General features: G+C 39.4%; 20 protein-coding genes. 14 read left to right on the forward strand and 6 right to left on the reverse strand.

Annotation, left to right across the window (positions count from 1 at the left end):
- Positions 1-2: 2 nt before the first annotated feature.
- The 3 genes from NLF99_RS00235 to NLF99_RS00245 all read right to left on the reverse strand — a co-directional run bounded on the left by NLF99_RS00235 (position 3) and on the right by NLF99_RS00245 (position 2513).
- On the reverse strand, positions 3-908 hold the full coding sequence (locus tag NLF99_RS00235; RefSeq protein WP_185216128.1) for a class I SAM-dependent methyltransferase: 906 nt from the start codon (positions 906-908) through the stop codon (positions 3-5).
- A gap of 99 nt (positions 909-1007) precedes the next feature.
- Positions 1008-1772 carry an ABC transporter ATP-binding protein gene (locus NLF99_RS00240; RefSeq protein WP_185210899.1) on the reverse strand — a complete coding sequence of 255 codons (765 nt, stop codon included), beginning with the start codon at positions 1770-1772 and terminating at the stop codon, positions 1008-1010.
- 6 nt (positions 1773-1778) lie between these two features.
- A complete protein-coding gene (locus NLF99_RS00245; protein ID WP_185210901.1) occupies positions 1779-2513 on the reverse strand; it encodes an ABC transporter permease in 735 nt (244 codons plus the stop codon).
- A gap of 210 nt (positions 2514-2723) precedes the next feature.
- Here NLF99_RS00245 and NLF99_RS00250 point away from each other — a divergent pair, with 210 nt between their 5' ends.
- Both NLF99_RS00250 and ispG read left to right on the forward strand, forming a co-directional pair.
- Positions 2724-3641, forward strand: coding sequence for a DUF5668 domain-containing protein (locus NLF99_RS00250; RefSeq protein WP_185210902.1), 918 nt, complete (start codon positions 2724-2726; stop codon positions 3639-3641).
- 28 nt (positions 3642-3669) lie between these two features.
- Positions 3670-5670, forward strand: a complete 2001-nt coding sequence (gene ispG, locus NLF99_RS00255; RefSeq protein ID WP_185210904.1) for a (E)-4-hydroxy-3-methylbut-2-enyl-diphosphate synthase — start codon at positions 3670-3672, stop codon at positions 5668-5670.
- An 88-nt stretch (positions 5671-5758) separates the two neighbouring features.
- Here the strand turns inward: ispG and NLF99_RS00260 are convergent, their stop codons facing one another.
- Complete coding sequence (locus NLF99_RS00260; protein WP_185210906.1) at positions 5759-6544, reverse strand: META domain-containing protein; 786 nt, start codon at positions 6542-6544, stop codon at positions 5759-5761.
- Between the two features lie 322 nt (positions 6545-6866).
- Here NLF99_RS00260 and nuoH point away from each other — a divergent pair, with 322 nt between their 5' ends.
- From nuoH to NLF99_RS00310, 10 genes are all read left to right on the forward strand, one after another.
- The gene (gene nuoH, locus NLF99_RS00265) at positions 6867-7940 is read left to right on the forward strand and encodes an NADH-quinone oxidoreductase subunit NuoH (protein WP_254526338.1); all 1074 of its coding nucleotides are present in this window, start codon (positions 6867-6869) and stop codon (positions 7938-7940) included.
- The gene (locus NLF99_RS00270) at positions 7941-8504 is read left to right on the forward strand and encodes a 4Fe-4S binding protein (RefSeq protein ID WP_214649432.1); all 564 of its coding nucleotides are present in this window, start codon (positions 7941-7943) and stop codon (positions 8502-8504) included.
- Positions 8504-9046 carry an NADH-quinone oxidoreductase subunit J gene (locus tag NLF99_RS00275; RefSeq protein ID WP_185210908.1) on the forward strand — a complete coding sequence of 181 codons (543 nt, stop codon included), beginning with the start codon at positions 8504-8506 and terminating at the stop codon, positions 9044-9046. Before NLF99_RS00270 ends, NLF99_RS00275 begins: the two co-directional genes overlap by 1 nt.
- Positions 9043-9348 carry an NADH-quinone oxidoreductase subunit NuoK gene (gene nuoK, locus NLF99_RS00280; RefSeq protein WP_185210909.1) on the forward strand — a complete coding sequence of 102 codons (306 nt, stop codon included), beginning with the start codon at positions 9043-9045 and terminating at the stop codon, positions 9346-9348. The genes NLF99_RS00275 and nuoK overlap by 4 nt, the downstream gene beginning before the upstream one ends.
- On the forward strand, positions 9348-11351 hold the full coding sequence (nuoL, locus tag NLF99_RS00285; RefSeq protein ID WP_254526339.1) for an NADH-quinone oxidoreductase subunit L: 2004 nt from the start codon (positions 9348-9350) through the stop codon (positions 11349-11351). The genes nuoK and nuoL overlap by 1 nt, the downstream gene beginning before the upstream one ends.
- Position 11352: 1 nt before the next feature.
- Positions 11353-12957: a NuoM family protein gene (locus tag NLF99_RS00290; RefSeq protein ID WP_254526340.1), complete on the forward strand. Its 1605-nt coding sequence runs from the start codon at positions 11353-11355 to the stop codon at positions 12955-12957.
- 11 nt (positions 12958-12968) lie between these two features.
- Positions 12969-14456, forward strand: coding sequence for an NADH-quinone oxidoreductase subunit N (locus NLF99_RS00295; RefSeq protein WP_254526341.1), 1488 nt, complete (start codon positions 12969-12971; stop codon positions 14454-14456).
- A gap of 383 nt (positions 14457-14839) precedes the next feature.
- Entirely contained in the window at positions 14840-15445 is a 606-nt protein-coding gene (locus tag NLF99_RS00300; protein WP_185210913.1) for a DUF4254 domain-containing protein, read from the forward strand.
- A gap of 9 nt (positions 15446-15454) precedes the next feature.
- Entirely contained in the window at positions 15455-16471 is a 1017-nt protein-coding gene (locus tag NLF99_RS00305) for a glycosyltransferase family 9 protein (RefSeq protein ID WP_254526342.1), read from the forward strand.
- Between the two features lie 40 nt (positions 16472-16511).
- Positions 16512-17627 (forward strand): glycosyltransferase family 1 protein, encoded by a 1116-nt coding sequence (locus tag NLF99_RS00310; RefSeq protein ID WP_254526343.1) that lies wholly within the window; start codon positions 16512-16514, stop codon positions 17625-17627.
- Here the strand turns inward: NLF99_RS00310 and NLF99_RS00315 are convergent.
- Complete coding sequence (locus NLF99_RS00315) at positions 17624-18652, reverse strand: hypothetical protein (RefSeq protein ID WP_254526344.1); 1029 nt, start codon at positions 18650-18652, stop codon at positions 17624-17626. The genes NLF99_RS00310 and NLF99_RS00315 overlap by 4 nt on opposite strands.
- Positions 18653-19729, reverse strand: a complete 1077-nt coding sequence (locus NLF99_RS00320) for a glycosyltransferase family 1 protein (RefSeq protein ID WP_254526345.1) — start codon at positions 19727-19729, stop codon at positions 18653-18655.
- Between the two features lie 144 nt (positions 19730-19873).
- Between NLF99_RS00320 and NLF99_RS00325 the strand changes: the two genes are divergently transcribed.
- Together NLF99_RS00325 and NLF99_RS00330 are read left to right on the forward strand one after the other, a co-directional pair.
- Complete coding sequence (locus tag NLF99_RS00325; RefSeq protein ID WP_254526346.1) at positions 19874-21910, forward strand: glycosyltransferase; 2037 nt, start codon at positions 19874-19876, stop codon at positions 21908-21910.
- Positions 21911-21988: 78 nt separating this feature from the next.
- The gene (locus NLF99_RS00330; RefSeq protein ID WP_185210920.1) at positions 21989-22474 is read left to right on the forward strand and encodes a histidine phosphatase family protein; all 486 of its coding nucleotides are present in this window, start codon (positions 21989-21991) and stop codon (positions 22472-22474) included.
- The last annotated feature ends 11 nt before the right edge of the window (positions 22475-22485 follow it).

Consider the following 22485-nt stretch of genomic DNA (forward strand, 5'->3'; position numbering starts at 1 on the left):
GTCTAATCAGCTATTTTCCTGAACTTCCCAAAAACACCTAATGGTAATTTTGGACCTGCAGTTGCTTGTAGGTATAGCTCTCCAATCTCTAGGTTTTGGACTTTGGGGAAGGAGGTTTTGATAAGGTTTTCGACGATTACGGAAGAGAAACCTAGGGAATATGTATTGAGGATCAGGAAGTGCTCTTTAGGGTCCAATAGTTGAACGACATCGCGCATCATTTCCATGATATGGTCTTCCAATTTCCATTTTTCACCTTTAGGACCGTGTCCATAGGCTGGTGGATCAAGGATAATTCCATTATAGGTATTCCCGCGTTTCAGTTCACGTTTTACGAATTTCAAAGCGTCTTCAACAACCCAACGGATATCGCTGATTCCAGAAAGCTCCTGATTTTCATTGGCCCAAGTCACGACCTGCTTAATGGAATCCACGTGAGTGGTATCAGCACCGGCAGCTTTGGCGATCAAAGATGCTCCACCTGTATAAGCAAAAAGGTTTAATACTTTGGGTTTAGGTGTCTTGAAGGACTTCACAGAATCGGAGATATAATCCCAATTGACAGCTTGTTCAGGGAATATCCCGACATGCTTAAATGAAGTAAGACCAAGTCTGAACTTAATGGCTACATCTTCATTTTTATATTGTATATGCCAACGGTCTGGAGTCTTCGGGTTCTTTTTCATCCAGTCTCCTGAGGTTGCCGAACGGCCTTTGAATTTGATATGATAACGTTTATTCCATTCTGCATCGCCCAATGCTTTAGGCCATACTGCCTGTGGTTCAGGACGAATGAGGATCAGTTCACCAAAACGTTCAAGTTTTTCAAAATCACCACAGTCGATCAGTTCATAATCTTTCCAGTGTTGCGGTGTAAGGAGTTGAATTTGGGTATCGTTGTTCAAGATGCAATATTTAAAGGACCATAAAAGCCATCATAAAACATGATGTTAGCATTGTTTTATGCAGGTTTTTTCTGCAAAGATAGAAAAATCGAAGGAAAAGAATTACTGTTCCTTTTTCAAAGTATTGCGAGCAGCTTTCATCAAAGGGCTGGCGAACACAAAGTCATTCAATTCCTTGTTGTCAGATTTCAACATATCCTGGTTGGAACCTTCCCAATATTTCTTCCCTTTATAGAGGAACAGGATGTAATCACCAATCCCCATTACCGAGTTCATATCATGTGTCACCACGACGGTAGTACATTGATATTCTTCGGTCAGGTCCTGCACCAATTCATCGATTAGGATGGATGTAGCAGGGTCAAGTCCGGAATTCGGTTCATCACAGAAAAGATATTTGGGATTCATGCTGATTGCACGGGCAATACCGACCCTTTTTTTCATACCACCGGAAAGTTCCGATGGGTATAGACCGTTTTTTCCAGCTAGATTTACACGTTCCAGACAGAAGTTGGCCTTATCAATCTTTTCAGATTTGCTCATTTCGGTAAACATATCCAAAGTGAAGACGATATTCTGTTCCACGGTCATGGAGTCAAATAGGGCGGAATTCTGAAATAGCATTCCAATTTCCTTACGGATGGGTACTTTTTCTTCGAAATCCATTTTGGTAAATTCCTGTTTGTCAAAGAATACCTTTCCTTGATTAGGTTGGTGCAATCCGACAATACATTTTAACAGGGTACTTTTTCCTGATCCAGAGCCACCGATAATCTGACTTACTTTTCCAGGTTCGAAGATGGCATCGATTCCATCCAATACCACATTATCCCCAAAAGACTTATGAATATTTGTTATTTCAATCATAGAGAATTACAACATTAATGCAGTGATCAAATAGTCACATGCCAAGATGGAAATACAACCAATCACTACGGCCCTTGTTCCAGCCTGTCCAACTTCTAGAGCACCACCGCGCACATAAAAACCTTTATAGGCCGGTACAGAGGTAATAATAAATCCAAACACTGTGGCCTTCACCATCGCGACAACCATGGTAAAGCCATTGAATCCCCCGCGGATACCTTCGATATAATCATCGGGCGTTACAGCACCAGAAAGGGCACCACCTAGAAGACCGCCGACCAAGGCACAAGCGATAGCGACAATAACTAGAGCCGGTACCATGATCACTCCGGCAATAATCTTCGGGAGGATCAGATAGCCTGCGGCATTGATACCCATGATCTCCAGGGCATCAATCTGTTCTGTCACACGCATAGAACCAATTTGGGAGGAGATGGAAGACCCTACTTTACCCATCAATACGAGGGCAGAAATGGTAGGTCCAAGTTCCAGGATATTGGAGTCACGGTTGATCTGTCCGATTACCGAGGTTGGAATCAAGTCAGAAACCAACTGGAAGGCGATCTGCATCGTCATTACCGCACCAATAAAGGTAGAAATGATCACAATTAAGCCCAACGACCCCACTCCTATCTCTGTCATTTCATGGAAGACCTCCTTTAGGTAAATCTTCATTTTCTCAGGTTTTCGAAAAACCTTCTTCAGTAACAAGAGATATTCACCAAAATAATAAAATATCATACGTTGGTTTTATTATATATTTTGTATTAAATCACTAATTCTAACGAATCCTCGGCAAAAATGTTTTGGATAAGTTCAAGATACAAATTCTCGATGAATCTTTTCACCGACAAAACTAATTGATTTACCGAAAAAATGAAGCGTCAAGCCTATTTTCCGTTATTAAATTTGTAATATCGTAGTAGTTTTGGTCAACAAAGCTAAGAAACAATGAACAATAAAATTGCAACAGGTATATGGTTGGTATTCGCAGGATTGGTATTCTTGCTACACAACTTGAAAGTAATAGATTTTAATTTCTTCTCCATAATCAGTTTATGGCCATTGATCCTTGTGTCTATTGGAGTCAGTTTGCTCCTGCAGGGAAGGACTTATGGAAAATTCATCGTTATTGCAACCAACATCTTATTATGTGGTTTTATTTTCTTCAAAGGGGTAACCAGCAAGGAGAGCATGTATGACCATATCGGCAATATTGATGTTTCCACTGGCGATGACGTGAAGGGACCATTTACCCAAGTTGTCTCCCATCCTATCGGCTCAGAAACAGAATCTGCTAAACTGACCATCAATGGCGGTGCAGCAAAGTATAATTTCGCTCCGGGAACAGACTCAAGTCTAGTCCTCAGTGCGAAGACGGCACAACCAACTGCCTCATTGAACTTGCAGACCAAGGGCGATAAAGAGGTGAAAATGGAGTTGACCAGCAAAATGAAGAACAATAAGTACAACAATAGCTTGATTGAGGTTGGCCTTAGCAGTAAGCCTGTATGGGATTTGGAATTCAATGTGGGAGCAGCTGCAATCACAGGAGATTTCAAACAAATGAAACTTGGCAAATTGGAAGTAAATTCTGGTGCAAGTTCACTGAACTTATACTTACCAAAACCAGCTTCTGGTACTTGTGATATTGAGATCAATACCGCTGCTTCCAAAGTGATCTTGTATCTACCAAAAGGAGCTGCCTGTCGTGTTGAAACGGATGCTTTATTCTCCAACAACAAATACGAAGATGTGGATGTGGTTTTGGATGATGTTCGCAAGAGCAAAAACTATGACCAAGAATCCAACAAGTACGACATCAAGATTGCGGGTGCTGCAAATTCATTATCTATCTTACGCTATTAAACCCGAAATTAGCTAACTTTGCCTTGATATGGAAAGTAAGCCTTTGACAACGCTAGCCGGCGGTTATTGCAACAGCAAAACAGCCTATTCAAGATTCTATACCCGAGAGGTGCAGATTGGCGATATCCCAATGGGAGGCAATAACCCAATTCGGATACAAAGTATGACGACGGTCGATACGATGGACACGATGGGCTCAGTAGAACAGACCATTAAGATGGTGGATGCGGGTTGTGAGTATGTTCGTATTACTGCACCGAGTATCAAAGAGGCAGAAAACCTAGCAAACATCAAGAAGGAATTACGGGCAAGAGGGTACCATGTTCCCTTGGTTGCCGATATCCATTTTACGCCCAATGCGGCTGAAGTTGCTGCAAGGATCGTAGAAAAAGTAAGGGTAAATCCAGGAAATTACGCTGACAAAAAGAAGTTTGACCAGATCGATTATACCGATGCTGCCTATCAGGCAGAATTAGATCGAATCCATAAGAAATTTTCGCCTTTGGTAAAGATCTGTAAGGAATATGGTACCGCCATGCGTATCGGCACCAACCATGGTTCACTTTCTGACCGCATCATGAGCCGATATGGCGATACGCCGGAAGGAATGGTGGAGTCAGCATTGGAATTCATCCGAATCTGTGAGGATCTTAATTACTATAACCTTTGTGTTTCGATGAAATCATCCAATCCTATGGTGATGGTCCAGGCCTACCGTTTATTGGTTGAAAAGATGGTAGCCGAAAACATGAACTATCCATTGCATTTGGGTGTGACTGAAGCAGGTGACGGAGAAGATGGTCGTATCAAGTCGGCAGTAGGCATCGGTACTTTATTGGAAGATGGCTTGGGAGATACCGTCCGTGTATCCTTGACAGAGGAACCAGAAAAGGAAGCTCCAGTGGCCATTGCTCTAGTAAATAGATATAGTAAACGCGTAACGGACCTTGCTGAAACTCAAGAGCGAGAGATCATCCAAATCACTCCTGTGCAAGAAACTAAGCCTTATATTTCACAGGAAATCAATGCTTTTATTGGCGGATCATTAGTACCAAGGATTGTCGTGGATCTTTCTCAAAAGAACCTAAAAGATCCATTTATTCTATCTGATGTAGGGTACAAGTATGATGCCTTGCTGGATAAATACCACATGGGAGATCAGTCGGTCGATTTTGTATATTTTGGGGATTCCTTACCATCATTTACGATGCCGGGAAACCTAAAGCAACTCTACAATTACAAAACTTGGAAAGAGCTTAAGAATAAAACGAATATTCATCCCATTTATACCTTAGAGGAATTCAACCGAGCGGAATTGAAAGATCCTGCCATGAATTTAATCTATGTCAGCAATGATCTTTTGGAAACAGAAGCCTTTGCCAATCTGCAGATGGACAAGACAATTGTCTTTATACTGGAAACAGACCACTTGCATGGGATGGCAGACCAAAGGCAATTCTTTGCAAACCTGCAGGAAATCGGGATTGATTGTCCGGTCATTATCAAAAGAAGCTATGCTGCTGCTGAATTTTCGGGCCCCATTGGAGACATCATGAATCCGGAAGAGCCAATTTCAAAAATCCAACTCTATGCGGCAACTGATTTTGGCGCCTTATTGATAGATGGTTTAGGTTCTGGGATCTGGTTGGACTCAGAAGCTACCGCAACAGATAAAATAGCCTCCATCTCATTTGGTATCCTTCAGGCTACGCGCTCCAGAATATCCAAAACTGAATATATCTCCTGCCCTAGCTGCGGAAGAACCCTATTTGACCTTCAAGAAACTACCCAAATGATCCGCAGTAGAACCAATCATTTAAAAGGTTTGAAAATCGGTATCATGGGATGTATTGTGAATGGTCCGGGTGAAATGGCCGATGCTGACTATGGTTATGTCGGTGCAGGACCAGATAAGATTACCTTGTACCGTGGGAAAGAAGTTGTAAAACGTAATGTATCTTCTGCAAAAGCTTTAGATGAATTGATAGACATTATCAAGTCAGATGGGCTATGGGTGGAAGAGGGATAATCCTGAACGAATAAGAACTTGCTTTAAAATACAAAAGGGAGATGTTTGCTATAAACATCTCCCTTTTTATCTAGATAATTGAATGATCTTATTTGATTTTCTTGAATCTCATGGTTGCAATATCACCAACGATTAAGGTAAGTTGGTCTCCATTGACACTTTGAACATTTACCTTTTCAATTGATTGAAGGAACAGAGGTTCACCTTCGCCTGGACAGGCCATTCTAGTTGTCGCCATCGGACCGAACTTAATGTTCTTACCATTAATTGTTACAGAACTGTTGAATGTGTTACAGCCAGCATTACCAGACACTTTGTTTGATGAGGAATCAAAAACAAGAGTCGGTTTTTTATCCGGATACAATTCATTGAAAGGTTTTGAAGAATTTGCGATATAGTCCAATTCCCAAGTACCTACCAAGCTATTTTCTGCATCTACCTTAGCAAATTTTGCTAATGGCATCCTGCGGCCTACATTTAAGGATAAGATACCATCAGCTAATGTATAGTTATTGGTCGTTTTGAATACTTCAGCCAACAATTTATCTGTTTCCATATCTTCACATGCCATCATGGTAGAAATACCAGGTTTGAAAGATATCCTATTGGTTCCAGCAAATACATATTCACCAGACATGGTATTACAGCCACCTGAGGCCGAATAACGAGACTCTTCACTCATAAAAACTAAGAAAGGCTCTTTGCCATTCAGTTTTTCAGGCACTTCTTTTCCATTTAATTCGATCAAGCGCCATTTGTTGCCAGTGATTTCAGCAAAGTCTGGGGATTGGTTTTCAGTCGTTTTCTTAGCGCCAGCACAACTTGAAAATAAAATTGTTACTACAGCTAACACACTAAAAATTGATTTTTTCATAGATATCATTGTTTAAACTCTAATATAAATACGCAAAATTTGTCAAAAGGTTTAAAATATTTTTTAAAATTACCTGTTTTCCATATCATATTCTGTTTTTTGGCCATTTTATAAAATGGATAGATCAGGGAAACAGATTTAGTACCACAACAAATTCCAAAAGCATAAGGCAAATACCATGCAAGATTTTTAATATTGTCAAAACTTTAAAAAATAGCTTACAAAATAAGGCAAATCGCTGTTCTAAATGATTTTAGTTATGGCTTATTTGCTCCTATTTCCTTATGTTTGTAGCTAATTAAGAATTAATCTAAAAAGAAGATTGGACAGCTTAATCTTGAATATCCTAACACCTGTTGCAATATTTTTGTTTATTGCTTTATTTACGCTTTTTGCAGTTTATACGGAGCGTAAGATTGCAGGATTTGTTCAGGATCGATTAGGTCCGATGGAAACGGGCAAATTTGGTTTATTGCAGACCATTGCAGATATCCTAAAATTACTTCAAAAGGAATTTATCTCCCCAAGTGCCTCTGATAAGATTTTGTTTGCTGTAGCACCGATCATTATTTTTGTTGCGGTTTTCATTGGTTATAGTGTTGTCCCTTGGGGACCTGACTTATTACCATCCAATACCCATACAGGTTTATTCTTTATTATGGCTGTCGTATCCATTGATGCCATTGGCATCTTGATGGCTGGTTGGGGATCTAATAACAAATACTCTTTATTAGGTTCTATCCGAGCGATTGCGCAGATGATTTCGCACGAATTACCGGTTGGTCTTTCCTTAATCTCTGCGGTGATGATTACGCAGACCTTAAATTTAAATGAAATCGCACTTAATCAAGGAGTCTGGGCAGATCAAGACCTTTATTTTCTTGGATTTTGGAAGGTGAATGATATTGGTGGAATCTTGTCCTGGAATATTTTTCAGGCTCCCCATCTCATAGTCAGTTATGCCATATTCTTTATCGCATCCTTGGCAGAATGTAACCGGGCGCCATTTGATATTCCCGAAGCTGAGAGTGAGTTGATTGGTGGATTCCATACCGAATACGGTGGTATCAGGTTTGCTTTTTTATTCTTGGCGGAATACGCCATGATGTTTTTGGTAGCCATGTTGGGTGTTGTGATATTCTTAGGAGGCTGGAACAGTCCCCTACCGAATATTGGTGCGGCCAGATTGGCTGATTGGACTACAGGCCCAGTTTGGGGTGTGTTTTGGACATTAGCCAAATCGCTATTTATTGTGGCTGTTCAGATTTGGATCCGTTGGACCTTACCTCGTTTCCGTGCTGACCAGTTGATGACTTTATGTTGGAAAATCCTTATTCCCCTAGCTTTTGTATGCATGGCCATTTCAGGGCTTTGGAGAATATTAATCATGCTATAGTTGATCTTAAAAACGACCATACAAGGGCTGGCAACAGCAATCAAAGGACTTACCCTAACGGTGAGACACCTGTTCAGTGCCCGGAAATCACGTCGTTCCCTAGATATCAAACAGGATAATTACTTTGAAGAGCAGTCCGGTGTAACGACCGTTCAATATCCAAAGGTAAAAATGCCTATTCCTGAAGTAGCCAGGTACCAATTGGATGTAGTGATTGACGATTGTATCGTCTGCGATCTTTGCGCAAAAGCATGCCCAGTAGATTGCATTACGATTGAAGCCATTAAATCACCTGAAGCCATAGGGAAAACCTCTGATGGTTCTGTAAAGAGGCTTTATGCTGCCGAGTTTGATATTGACATGGCAAAATGCATGTACTGTGGACTCTGTACGGTAGTCTGCCCGACGGAATGTATTACCATGACCGATAATTACGATCGAGTAACGACCAATCTTGCGGATTTGACTTATTCCTTTGCGGACATGACGGATGAGGAAATCAAGAAACGTAAAGAGGAATGGACCAAGTTTCAAGCTGAGAAGGAGGCAGCGAAGAATAAATAATGGAGTTAGCCATATTTTATGCATTTGCCGCATTGACCATTGGTTCAGCCTTGTTGGTAGTCAGTTTAAAAAATACTGCACGAGCATTGTTCCTGTTCTTTGTAGTGCTATTCGGGATGGCAGGATTATTTATTTTCGCATTGGCAGACTTTGTAGCCATTACCCAAATCATGGTCTATGTAGGTGGTGTCCTGATCCTGATGATCTTTGCCTTTATGCTTTCCAATAAAGAGCTATTGGCTGATTTACAGAATACCTCCAGTAAATTCCTTTCCCTTCCGAACTGGCAAACCCTGCTGTTAAGCCTTGGATTTCTTGCTGTAATGATCTATGGGATCATAGAATGGCAAGAAAACACACCGAAATGGATAACCGAAAACATTAGAAGTGGGAATGTTATCAAATCCACCGACAATAATATCAATCAATTGGGATTAAAATTTATGACCCAATATCTTTTACCATTTGAGGTCATTTCCATATTCTTATTGGCAGCCTTGATCGGTGCAGCACACCTTTCCAGAAAGGAGGATACGAAATGATTACATTAACCCATTTTTTGGTCGTATCTGCCTGCCTTTTCTGCATAGGTCTTTATGCCGTTGTCGCAAAGAGAAATGCCATCATGATCCTTGTTGGGATTGAATTTATCATAAACGCCGCCATCTTAAATCTGGTGGCATTTGGCCGATATGATAAGGTGAACTATGGCGGACAGATCTTTGCGCTGTTTGCTATTGTACTGGCCGCAGCAGCGGTGGCGGTTGGACTAGCCATTATCTTAAACCTGTATAGGAATTATAAGAGCATTAACCCTGATAACATAACTGATTTAAGAGACTGATGGGCGATTTACTGAACATATCACCTGTCTTAGGAAGTATACTGGTTGTACTTCTCCCCTTTGTTGCATTCTTGATCCAAGCAATACTTGGCAAAAGAGACCAATCTGGCAACAACTCTTTGGTCGCTATCATATTAAGTACCCTTTTGAGCTTAATGTTCGTGTTTTCTGAAGTCTGGAATAGCGAACCTATAGCCGCTAATTACGCTTGGTTTACCATCGGTAAAAACAGCTTCCAAATTGGGGTATTGCTAAATAACCTCAGTGTTTTGATGCAATTGATCGTTTGTGTGATTGCATTACCTGTTCATATCTATTCGAGAGCCTATATGAAAGGCGATCCGGGAATCCATCGGTATTGGATGTACCTAAGCCTTTTCTGCTTTGCGATGTTAGGCCTGAGCATTTCCAACAACCTGTTTATGATGTATATCTTCTGGGAGCTGGTTGGATTTGCGTCCTATCTCTTGATTGGATTTTGGTTTACCAAGGAGTCCGCGGTTCAAGCCAACAAAAAGGCGTTTATCATCAACCGGATTGGAGATTTGGGCTTTTTATTAGGGATAGCATCCGTTTATAGTATGTATGGAAGCCTGAACTTGGTAGAGCTTTTTGGAAAAGAAGGGCTATTCTATGAAACGGCACAAGCTTCGGAAGGCTGGATGACCTTTACAGGGATCTGTTTCTTTGTAGGGGCGATGGCTAAATCTGCACAATTCCCTTTGCATGTATGGCTGCCGGATGCGATGGAAGGACCAACAGCAGTATCTTCGCTGATCCATGCTGCGACCATGGTAGCTGCTGGGGTATTCCTGATCTGTACCGTATTTCCATTATTCAATGAAACAGCCTTACTGTTTATCGCCATTATTGGCTCTATTACGGCATTTCTTGCCGCTATCTTTGCCCTAGGCCAGCGCGATATCAAGAGGATTTTGGCATTCTCCACGATATCTCAATTAGGTTTTATGGTGGTGGCGGTTGGAGTTGGCGCATGGGATGCAGCCATGTTCCATTTAGCGACCCATGCCTTTTTCAAATGTTTACTATTCCTTTCCGCTGGAGCCGTAATCCATGAAATGGCGCATCTAAAAGAAAAGAACAATCTTGATATTGACCCTCAGGACATAAATAACATGGGCGGATTGAGGAAATGGATGCCGAAAACATTTATCCTGATGAGCATAGCCTCGTTGGCATTGGCAGGCTTTCCATTGACATCTGGATTTTTATCTAAGGATGCCATCCTGATCTCCACCTATGAATGGGCAATACATCATGGCGCTTTATATTTATTGATACCCATAAGTTTGACCTTGGTCAGTATCTTAACGGCTTTTTATATAGGAAGATTGATCTTTAAGGTCTTCTTTGGCGAATTCAGGATCAAACTTGAGCATATTCACATTCATGAAGCCAGCAATAGCATGCTCGGACCGATGATCTTTTTAGGAATCTGTTCCTTGTTTGTGGTTTTTTCATGGAATCCGCTCGCCTATCACCATTCCTTTATTTTAGGCGGGTTTAATGTGCAATATCCATTTACTGAAATACATTCCTTGCATTTGATATTACCCATTGTCCTGACCCTTGGTTCTGCAATTTCTTGGGCAATAGGTTGGAATTGGTATGTAAAGAATAAATATCCTTTGCAAGCAGGCAATCCTTGGATTGCATTCTCCTTAAACCAAGGCTATCTCAATGAGGTTTACCAAAAGCTTTTTGTAAACAGCACCTTGCGTTTGAGCAACGGATTATATTGGTTTGATAAGTATATTGTGGATGGTTTGGTGAATAGCCTTGCCACAGTTACAAGAGGATTGGCAAATTTCAGTGCCTGGTTAGACAAATATCTGGTCGATGGTCTGGTGAATAGCATTGGGGGAACGACCTATTATATTGGCCATCTATTGAGATGGGTGCAAAACGGGAGGCTTCAAAACTATTTGGGTTTTGCTTTTACGGTATTATTAATTGGAATAATTTATTTGATAATAAAATAAGATGGGTGCATTATCCTTACTTATATTTCTGCCTTTGATTGCTGTTGTAGGCATTCTGTTACTTCCAAACCGTATGGGACAGAGCTACAAATATCTATCCTTAGTGGTTACATTGATCCAATTTGGATTGGCAGGATATTTATATGCTAACTTTCAAGGTTCGACAGGTGGATTTAATGATGTTGCTTCCTATCAATATGTGGAGCAGCTTCCTTGGATCAGGTTGGACCTGGGCTCCATAGGTAAATTAGAGATCGATTATTTTCTTGGAGTCGATGGCTTCTCCTTACCATTATTGCTTTTGAGTGCCTTTGTCATGTTAATGGCGGTAGGAGCCTCTTGGAATATGGAAAAGAGTAAAAAGGGTTATTTTGCGCTGTTAATGCTATTGAATACAGCAGTAATGGGCATATTCTGTGCTTTGGATTTCTTCCTGTTCTATGTATTTTATGAAGTCATGTTGCTACCCTTATACTTTTTGATCGGTATTTGGGGAGGAGCGCGAAGGGAATATGCTGCTATTAAATTCTTTATATACACCCTATTTGGGTCGGTATTTATGCTTTTGGTGATTGTTGGACTTTATTTTTCAGTTCAAAATCCACAAACTGGAGCACATACTTTCAATATGTTGTATATGATGAACCCAGAGAATTATATTCCAGGCTCATTCTTTGACTTTTTAGGAAATGCCAATGAGATATTAGGTATTCCGGCCAGAATGATAGGGTTTATCGTACTTTTCATTGCATTTGCGATCAAGATTCCAATTGTTCCATTACATACCTGGCTACCAGATGCGCACGTAGAGGCCCCTACCCCTGTTTCTATTATTCTAGCGGGTATCCTACTAAAGATTGGTGGCTATGGGATCATCCGTATCTGTATGGGAATCTTCCCTGATGCGATGGCCGATGCGAACTGGTGGTTAGGGTTGATAGCTGTGGTATCCATTATTTATGGTGCATTGAATGCTTTGGCTCAAACCGATCTAAAGCGATTGATTGCTTATTCTTCAGTATCCCACATGGGTTTTGTCCTATTGGGTATTTCATCCTTGACAGCAGAAGGTGTTTCAGGGGCAATGTTCCAGATGTTGAGCCACGGTTTCTTGTCAGCAGCATTATTCTTTTTGGTTGGTGTTCTATATGACCGGGTTCACGATCGATATATCTATAATTTTAGAGGATTGGCGAGCATCATGCCAAAATATACGGCCTATGTTGCCATTGCTTTCTTTGCTTCATTAGGCCTTCCCGGGTTTTCCGCATTTATTGGAGAGGCTTTTGTGATCATCGGAACATTCAACGCGGAAAGCATGCAAACAGGTATTCCACGTTGGATGGCGATATTTGGGTCCTTAGGTATCCTCATGGGTGCGGTCTATTTTTTATGGACCTTGCAGCGCATGTTTTTCGGACAGACCCGTTTGAAAGGCGGTGAAGAATGGGCAGCAGAATTAAAAGATTTAAACAACAGGGAGCAGATCATTCTATTCCCAACCTTGGCATTGGCTTTAATCTTGGGAGTCATGCCTTCCCTAGTATTTGGAGTATTGAACAACTCTGTATTGAGTTTATTGGATTTGGTAACAGCTTATTTGTAGGGTTAAGATAGATGAACGAGTTTGCATTGCAGGTTTCAGACCATATAGATCAGATCATTCGATCGATACCTTTGTTCAAAGTAGAACTGAGTATGTCCATTGGATTTCTGCTCAGTATAGCCTGTACGCTAGTATTTGATAAATACTGGAAGCAGTCTTCGTTTTTTATCAGCATCTTAACGATCATTTCTTCTTTTGCCATTCTTTTGACCCAATATGATTATGCGAATTTTGGGTTCTATGGTATGTTGACCCTCGATAAGACTTCTTTTTATGCCAGGACATTTATTGCTTTAGGTTTATTGGTCTCAGCAGTTTTCCTGCAACAGCATTTTGCACATAAGGAATTCAAAAAAAGAAAGGGCGATATCTACAGCATTCTTTTGGCGGCAGGGATAGGCATGAACCTGTTTTCCATGACGACCCATTGGTTGATGGCTTTTATTGCCATTGAGATGGTATCCATCAGTTCCTATATCATGGTTGGATATTTCTCGGAAAACAAGAAACAATCTGAGGCTGCAATGAAATATGCTTTATTTGGATCGGCTTGTTCTGCAGTGATGTTATATGGGCTTTCATTGATTTATGGCTTTACAGGGGATTTGAATTTTGCCAGTCCTAGGCATATTCAAGGTTTGATTGCTGCGCCTGAGGTGATGAGTAGCATTGCCATCCTCTTTGTATTTACAGGGATTGGTTTCAAATTGAGTTTTGTTCCTTTTCACTTATGGGCACCGGATGTTTATGAGGGCGCTCCTACCCCAGTAACGGCATTTCTGTCTACAGTACCCAAGATCGCAGCCATTGTCTTGATGAGCAGATTGGCAGCGGCCTGGATCAGTACCCCATTTTATTTTAGTGAACTGACCTTTATGTTTGTTTCCATTGTGGCAATCATCACGATGCTCTTTGGTAACTTGATCGCCTTAAGGCAGACCGATATGAAACGGTTGATGGCTTATTCCTCCATCGGGCATACCGGTTTCCTTTTGATGGCCATTATCGGCTATGTAAATGGCCAACAGGATATTCTTTTCTTCTATATTTTCATATATGTGCTGATGAATTTGGCAAGTTTTGCATTCATCGACGTCCTGGAACAGAAGCTGGGCAGCAGCAATCTACAGGCTTATATCGGTCAAGGAAAGAAACTACCATTAATATTTACCTGTTTCTCCATAGTAGGTATATCGTTGATCGGAATACCTCCAACGGCAGGCTTTGTTGGAAAACTATTGGTCTTCACCAGTATTTTTGAAATCTACCAATCTGGGGGTGACCTTATCTTCTTGTGGCTCTTGATTATCGGCGCCCTGACTTCCGTAATCTCCCTGTTTTATTACTTCAAAATCCCTTTGTATTCCTTCCTTAAAACCAATAAAGAGGAAGTAATCACAGCTAAAGACAACAACATCTCCGTTATGTTGGTTATTGGGGTTGTTTTGACCATCCTTGTAGTGATATTTGGGCTGTTCCCGGGGGTAATCTTGAGATAGAGTATTTAGTATTTAGTATAAAGTATTTAGTATTTAGACCTTAATGGTCTTGAAATGCTGAAGTTGTTTTTTTCAAAAAGGGAAATTTCCTTTCCTATTATATTAGCTTTTCGGCTCAAATAATAGACATTTGATGAAAATGTGATAAGTATAAAAACGGTCAATCCTATTTAGGGGGTCCACAAAATACTAATTACTAAATACTTCGAATTAAAGTCCGTTATACCAGTTCTAAATACTACATACTAATTACTAAATACTACAAATTAAAGGCCGTTATACCAGTTCTAAATACTAAATACTAATTACTAACTACTACAAATTAAAGGTCGATAAACCGGTTCTAAATACTAAATACTAAATACTAACTACTATATTTGTACATGATATCTTCAGCAGCAAACAAAATTTTTCAGAAGGTAATTGAAGATTACCATGTTTATGATAAGATTGATCAGCCGATCGAGAATCCCTATGGTCGCGAGACTTTAGAGCATTTATTGTATTTGAAATGTTGGATTGATACGGCGCAATGGCATATGGAGGATGTAATCCGTAATCCTAATATTGATCCGCGTGAAGGTCTGTATTGGAAGAGAAGAATCGACAGGCAAAATCAGGAGCGCACGGATACCGTTGAATTTATCGACAGTTATTATCTTCAGAAATTTGCGGATGTGGTTGCTCTAGCTGATGCGAAGATCAATTCGGAAAGTCCAGCATGGGCAATTGACAGATTATCGATCTTAGCACTGAAGATCTACCATATGGAACAGGAAACCTTACGTACCGATGTTTCTAAGGCACATCAAGATGCTTGTCAGCAAAAGTTAACTGTGCTGTTGGAGCAACGCAAGGATCTTTCCCAGAGTATTGATGAATTGCTTGCAGACATTGAAGCTGGAAAAAAATTCATGAAGGTGTACAAGCAAATGAAGATGTACAACGACCCGAACTTAAATCCTGTACTTTACGGGGCTCAAAAATAATTCCCTGAGATGAAGCGAATCTTGGTCACTAGATTTTCTGCAATGGGTGATGTCGCCATGGTTGCTTCGGTATTAAGGGAATTCCAAGAACAACATACGGACACTGAAATCATTATGGTTTCACGTCCGTTTTTTTCTGCTTTTTTCGATGGAATACCGCGCTTGATCTTTCACCCTATCGAACCCAAGGGAAAACATAATGGCATATCTGGTTTAATAAAGCTATTCAAGGAACTGAAAAAGTACAAGGCAAAACAGGTTGCTGACCTGCATAATAACATCAGGTCAAGGTTTTTGGACGTCCTTTTTCGGACTGCAGGGCATCAGGTTCAAATCCTAGATAAAGGCAGGCCAGAAAAGAAAGCTTTAACACGTACCAAGGACAAGGTTTTTAAGCCTTTGAAACTGACTACAGAGCGATACGCCGATGTTTTCAGGAAATTGGGATTTAGCCTACAATTGAACCATCAATTGGAAAAGCAACATCGACTGATTCCTCAGGGAATGATGCCAATTCTGGCTTCAAATGCAAAAAAAGTTGGCATATCGGCTTTTGCTCAACATCCCTATAAAGTTCTTCCAACAGAAAAAATGACGGAGGTAATCCATAACTTATCAGATCTAGGGGTTCAGGTTGTGCTTTTTGGAGGTGGAGCAAAAGAGAAAGAGATTACGGAGAACTGGGAAAAACAGTTCCCCAATGTGCATTCTGTTGTAGGAAAATATAATTTAAGTCAGGAGTTAGATATCATTGCCCATCTTGATCTGATGGTCAGCATGGACAGCTCAGGCATGCACATGGCTTCCCTAATGGGTATTCCTTGTGTATCAGTTTGGGGAGCAACCCATCCTTATGCTGGATTTTTGGGATATGGTCAGTCGATGGAAGATTGTGTTCAGGTAGAACATCCCAATAGACCGAATTCTGTTTATGGCAATAAATCCTGTCTTTGTGATGGCGTAGAGGCAATTGATTTAGTAAGTAGCGAAATGCTTGTCGAGAGGATAAAAAAACACTTATTTTAATTAAATTCACAAAATTAATTACCTGAAAAAGAAATTCTGAATGTTGACAATAGGATTTGACGCCAAAAGATATTTCCTAAACTATACTGGCCTTGGTAATTACAGCAGGGATTTAATCAGGATACTTGAAAAACACTATCCTGAGAATAATTATATTAAATACACGCCAAAACTTGGGGATAACCTAACGTCCAACCAATTGGCTGATAAAAAAATTCAATTACCTACTTCCAAGATTTCGAAAATGCTTCCCATGGTATGGAGAAATTGGAACATTATTTCTGATCTAAAGCGGGATAAGGTTGAAATCTACCATGGATTATCTGGTGAAATCCCCATTGGACTGCAAAAGGCAGGAATTAAATCAGTCGTAACCATTCATGATTTAATCTTTTTACGATATCCGGAATTATACCGCGCAGTGGATAGATGGATTTATGATAAAAAGGCGAAATATGCCGTTGAAAATGCTGACCGAATCATAGCCATCAGTGAACAGACTAAACAGGACCTGATGGCATACTACCAGGTTCCCGAAGATAAAATATCGGTGATCTACCAGGTGAGCCATCCTGCATTTAAAACTGAAAAGACTGAGGAGGAAAAAGAAAGAATTCGATTAAAATATAACCTCCCAAGAGATTTTGTATTGAATGTTGGTTCTATCGAACCCAGAAAAAATGCATTTCAAATTGTAAAGGCCATTGAAGGATTGGATATTCCATTGGTAATAATTGGGAAAGAAACCCCTTACACGCAGAGCATAAAGGAGTATATCGCTTCAAAAGGGATGGAGAAGCAAGTTGTTTTTATGAAAGGCTTGAGTATGGATGAATTGGCCACGATTTACGCCATGGCTAATATTTTCATCTATCCTTCCAAATTTGAAGGATTCGGCATTCCAATCATTGAGGCGCTCTACTCAGGCACTCCAGTTATAACGACCAATTCAGGCGTATTTCCAGAAGCAGCAGGACCTTTCTCGAACTATATTGATCCTGAAAATGTTGCAGAAATACGAAAAAGCATTCAATTGATCCTATCTGATCCCGAATTAGCAAACAACATGGCCGTAAAAGGGCGAGAATATGCCCAGCGGTTTAATGATGAAATCATTGCCCAGCAAATCATGGGGCTGTATCATCAATTAGTTTAGCTTTTCGGAAGATCGATTTTTTGGTAGGGCGCAATATCCAGGACATATCTGATCCAGTTTTCAAAGGAGTATTTGTGTTTGATGTCTTCTGGTAATGGCTCGTATGGAGAATTGATAAATTCTTTCAAACCGTCAAAATTGTCCCCCTGTAGAAGGAAAAAGTTTGAAGGATTATAGAATTCATATTTTTTTATTTCTGGATTGTCTAGTATTAGTTTTTTATCATTCCCGATTGCCTCGAAAACCCTAAAGGACAAACCTTTGTGTACATCGTGCAATAGATCAACCATAATCCTAGACCTGTTCACTAAATCTAGGTTTTCCTCATAAGAGACATAATTCTTTGTCAATTCAAAAGATCTATCGCCATATTTCTTTTGAATCTTCTCTTTATCAGAATGGACCTTGATCACGGAATTAGAATGGATATTTTTCAGATAGTCAGTTAATTTTTCAAGTTTATTAATCCTAGACCGCACATAATTCCCTAAATAATAAACATCGATATCCTTTTCAACATGGGGATTATTGCTATTGAGGTAAAAATTGCTGGCAGATTGCACGGATGGAAAATCCAGATCCGAAGGGTCAAAGACGAAAAATCGGTCGAACTCGGGAATTAAATCTTTTATCCCTGGAAAGCGATCTAATCCATCCCATTGGTAACCAACCAAGACCTTACTTTTTTCCTTGATCTTCCTAACGATATCCAAAGGGTAATAATCTGCTCGAAACATCAGGCAGTAATCAACGACCTCGTTCAATTCTTCTACGGCTTTGGTTATCCCTTGGCCAGTATCACGGTATTTTAAATAGGGCTTGTATTTCCTGTCATTGAAAAAGACCTTTCTCAAGAAGTTAATGGTTCTATCAGTAAGGTTTTTATACTTAAATTTTCCAGTAAAAGGAATACCAATGACGCGAAACCCAAATAATTCCAATTGCTGTTTCACGGAGTGGTATAGGAACCAATCTGGCATTGCCAATAAAATAGTTTTTCCTTCTCCAAACTTTACTTGACTCATTTAAGCTAATTCTTTATAAATTTCCCCATAGGCTTCAGCTGCTTTTTTCCAGCTATACATTTTACTTCTTTCCACTACTGCAAGTTCCATTTCTTTTGAAAACTGGAAAGAACATAATTCCTTTCCGTATTCAATTAAATAATCCTTTTCAAAGGAATCAAGATATCGTACTACATTTCCTCCAATCTCCGGAAGACTGGTGGAGTTTGATAAAATGATGTCCTTGCCAAAACTCATCGCCTCCACGACAGGCAACCCAAAGCCTTCCGTTTTTGAAGGGAAGCAAAAATATCTACAATTCTTTAAAAGGTAAACTTTTTCTCCCTCACTTATTGCTCCAATAAAATAAATCCTTTCCATCACTCCCAGTTCCTTACCCAATTCAAGGATTTTCTTTTGATAGGTTTTGTCGAAGATCTCTCCCGCTATGACTAAGTTAAAATCATTCTTCACCAACAGATAGACTAAGCTTTCGATGTTTTTTTTCGGCAAGATTGCCCCTATGAAAAACAAATATGGAACCGACAAGTCCAAAAGAGGAAAGTTGACTGCTGTTGGGCTAACTGCTGGGTTGATATTATTGCCATTGTAAATTACGGAACAAGGTTTATTCCGCAAATTTATATACTCCATAACTTCCTGCTTCACATATTCTGAAATGCAGACAATTTCATCGGATTGATCGACATTGGATTGAACCTTGGAAAGGTATTTCTTTTGCTTATCCTTAGGTTTTTCTCGTAAAAAATTCAGATCATGGATGGTCAGGACCTTGGCTATCTTTTTGTTCCTTGGTAGATAGTCGGTCATTTGGTTGCTGCCATGCCAAACATTTAGATCAACCTGGAAAGACTGGATATACTTATGGATCGGCTTGCTGTTTATGTAGTTAGGGGCTCCCTTCAAGATTTGGCTGTTTTGGGGAGCATAAAAATACAATTTTAGGGTAGGGTCGGAATCAGCGATATCAATTAAGGCATTTCCCAATTGAAGGCAAAAGTGAAAAAGTCCAACGTTTCTATATTTTAAACGTTCGACGTCGAAACAAACATTTGCAGGTTGTTCTGGGATCATCATCAAACATAAAAAATATTCACAGGAATTTGATGGTTTAGCATTTAAAATCGACTAGTTCTGTAGCATTTTTATTATAAATTTCGTCTAAAATTTACTTACGGTTAGATTTTTGATAGCTATTATAAAATAATTTACAAGACTTAAATGGGTTTATCTAAGCAGATCAGATTATATTTCGAGAAAAAGAAACGACTAAAGAATACGATCAATTACTTTACAATAAATGTTCAAGAGCCTGATTTAGTTAAAGAAACCCTTGTTTTTCCTGAAACAAAACAGCCCTTAGTTTCTATAATCATTCCATATTATAACATGGAAGCGACCACTAGAGCCTGCTTAAAATCCATACATTCAAATTTACCCGAGAATAGCTTCGAACTCCTTTTAATCAATGATTGCAGCAAGGATGCCATCGATTTTTCGGATATTGAAAACACAGTTCAAATAACCAATGATACCAATTTAGGCTTTTTGGAGAGTGTAAATAAAGGTATTAGGACAGCAAAAGGCGATTTCATCTATTTATTAAACAATGATACCCTCGTGCATCAAGGTTTTTTAGATGAATTGGTCAATGTATTCAACACGAAGGAGGATGCTGGAGCAGTGGGATCTATGATCTTGAATACCGATGGTTCCCTTCAGGAAGCTGGTTCGCTTTTTTTAAGTGCGGACAGAATCCATCAGGTCAATAATGTTCCTGCCTATTTCCCAGAAGTAAATTATGTGTATGAGGTGGATTATGCCTCAGGATGCAGTCTACTCTTCAGGAAAACGGATGATCTAGGAAATCTCAATCTATTAGACCCTGTTTATAAACCTGCATATTTTGAAGAAACGGACCTTTGTTTTCGAATAAGATATGACCAAGGGAAGAAAATATACTTCAGCCCTTTTTCAAAAGTGATTCATTTTGACGGACTGACCTATAAGAATAAAAGTCAAGAGAAAGCGCTTCAAAAAGAAATGATCTTTAAGAAAAACAAGGAAATATTTTATTCTCGCTGGGGAAAATATCTTGATAAAATAAAGTCTAATACCGTCGAAGAAAGAAAGTTGGAAATCAATAACAACAAACAGATAATTTTCTTTCACGACCAAATGCCTAAAGTTGACAATAATTCAGGAGAGATACGGTTTACAGAGATCATGAAGGAATTTTGTGAACTGGGCTATCAAGTCATCTTGATTACAACACAGAACAAATTTGAGAATGATTCAAATGAGTTTTACCAGAAGTTAGGGATTTGCGTGGTTTATGAGCATCATGCTAAAAATGATGTGGTCCAATTTTTAAAAAGAAGTGTTTTCCATCAGCCGATCGTATGGTTTCATACCGCAATCAGTTTTAATAAATATTACAAAACTGCCCAAAAGTTCATTCCAGATTCAAAAGTAATCTTTGATATGGTAGACATCCATCATTTGAGGTTTAAAAGGGCATTAGAGTTTGAGGAAAACAATAAAGAACTCCAAAAATTATATAAAAAATTCTATCAGTACGAATTGGAAGCTGCAGAAAAGGCTGACATAGTCATTCCTATATCTGAACAGGAAAAGGTTTATATGGCTAAACTCTGTGACAACAAAAAACTTCATGTAATTTCAAATATCCATTACCCAAGGGTCAAAAAGGAAGAAACACCGCGCTTTCAAGACCGTTCAGGAATCCTTTTTGTTGGCTCTAAACATACCCCAAATATTGATGCTGTAAATTACCTGATTGATGAAATCATGCCTGAGGTTTGGAAAGTCAATCCCGCAATAAAATTACATGTAGTAGGAGACTTAGATGAACATATTGATGAAGAAAAGAAAACCTTAAAAAATGTTGTTTTCCATGGTTTCGTTGAAGATATAGAACCTTTTTACTTCAACACGAAGTACATGATCGCTCCACTTCGTTATGGCGCAGGTGTAAAAGGAAAAATAGGCCAAGCCTTTGAATATTATTTGCCAGTAATCACCAACAAGATTGGGGCTGAGGGAATGAATCTTCAGGATGGTACCAATATCCTTGACGCCAATACGACAGACAAATTCGCTGAGCAAATTTTGCGTTTGTACAATGATGAAGTGCTTTGGAAAAAACTGCAAGATAATTCTGAGAAAAGCTTAAGGCCATTTTCTGTTGAAAAGCTTAAAGGCAGCATACAATTCATTGAGAATTACAGAGTTTAGAAGTAATACTTAACAATTTCAGAACGATTTGTTAATTATTATTTCTTTATCTTGGTGTTTTAACTAGGTATTCAAAACATGAAAACATTATATCTTATCAGGCACGCCAAGGCTGAAGAACACTCTTTTTCAAAAGATGATTTTTATAGAGACCTACAAAAAAAGGGCAGAGAAAGAGCGGAAAGGATTGCTCAAAAGCTAAAAGACTCTCTTAAAATAGATGAAAAGACCCTTGTCATCTCATCCTCTGCAAATCGTGCCATCCAAACAGCAGAATTATTCTGTGAAGTGCTTGGTTACCCTCAAGAATCCATCCATCAGACGAGAGATATTTATGAGGCCCATTTTATGGATATCCTAAAAGTGATCAATAGCGTTCCGGAAGAATATGATACCTTGTTGATATTTGGTCATAATCCAGGGCTTTCTAACCTGACCAACTATTTGAGCCATTCTGAGATTGAGCTGGCTACGTCCAATGTATCAATTTTACAGCTTGAGGGTGATCTGACCTTTGAAATGTTAGGAGGAGGAACTGCCAACCTAATAGGATTATTAAAATAATAGTTTTTACC

The organism is Sphingobacterium sp. LZ11T8 (assembly GCF_024261425.1).
In the GTDB taxonomy this organism is placed as follows: domain Bacteria; phylum Bacteroidota; class Bacteroidia; order Sphingobacteriales; family Sphingobacteriaceae; genus Sphingobacterium.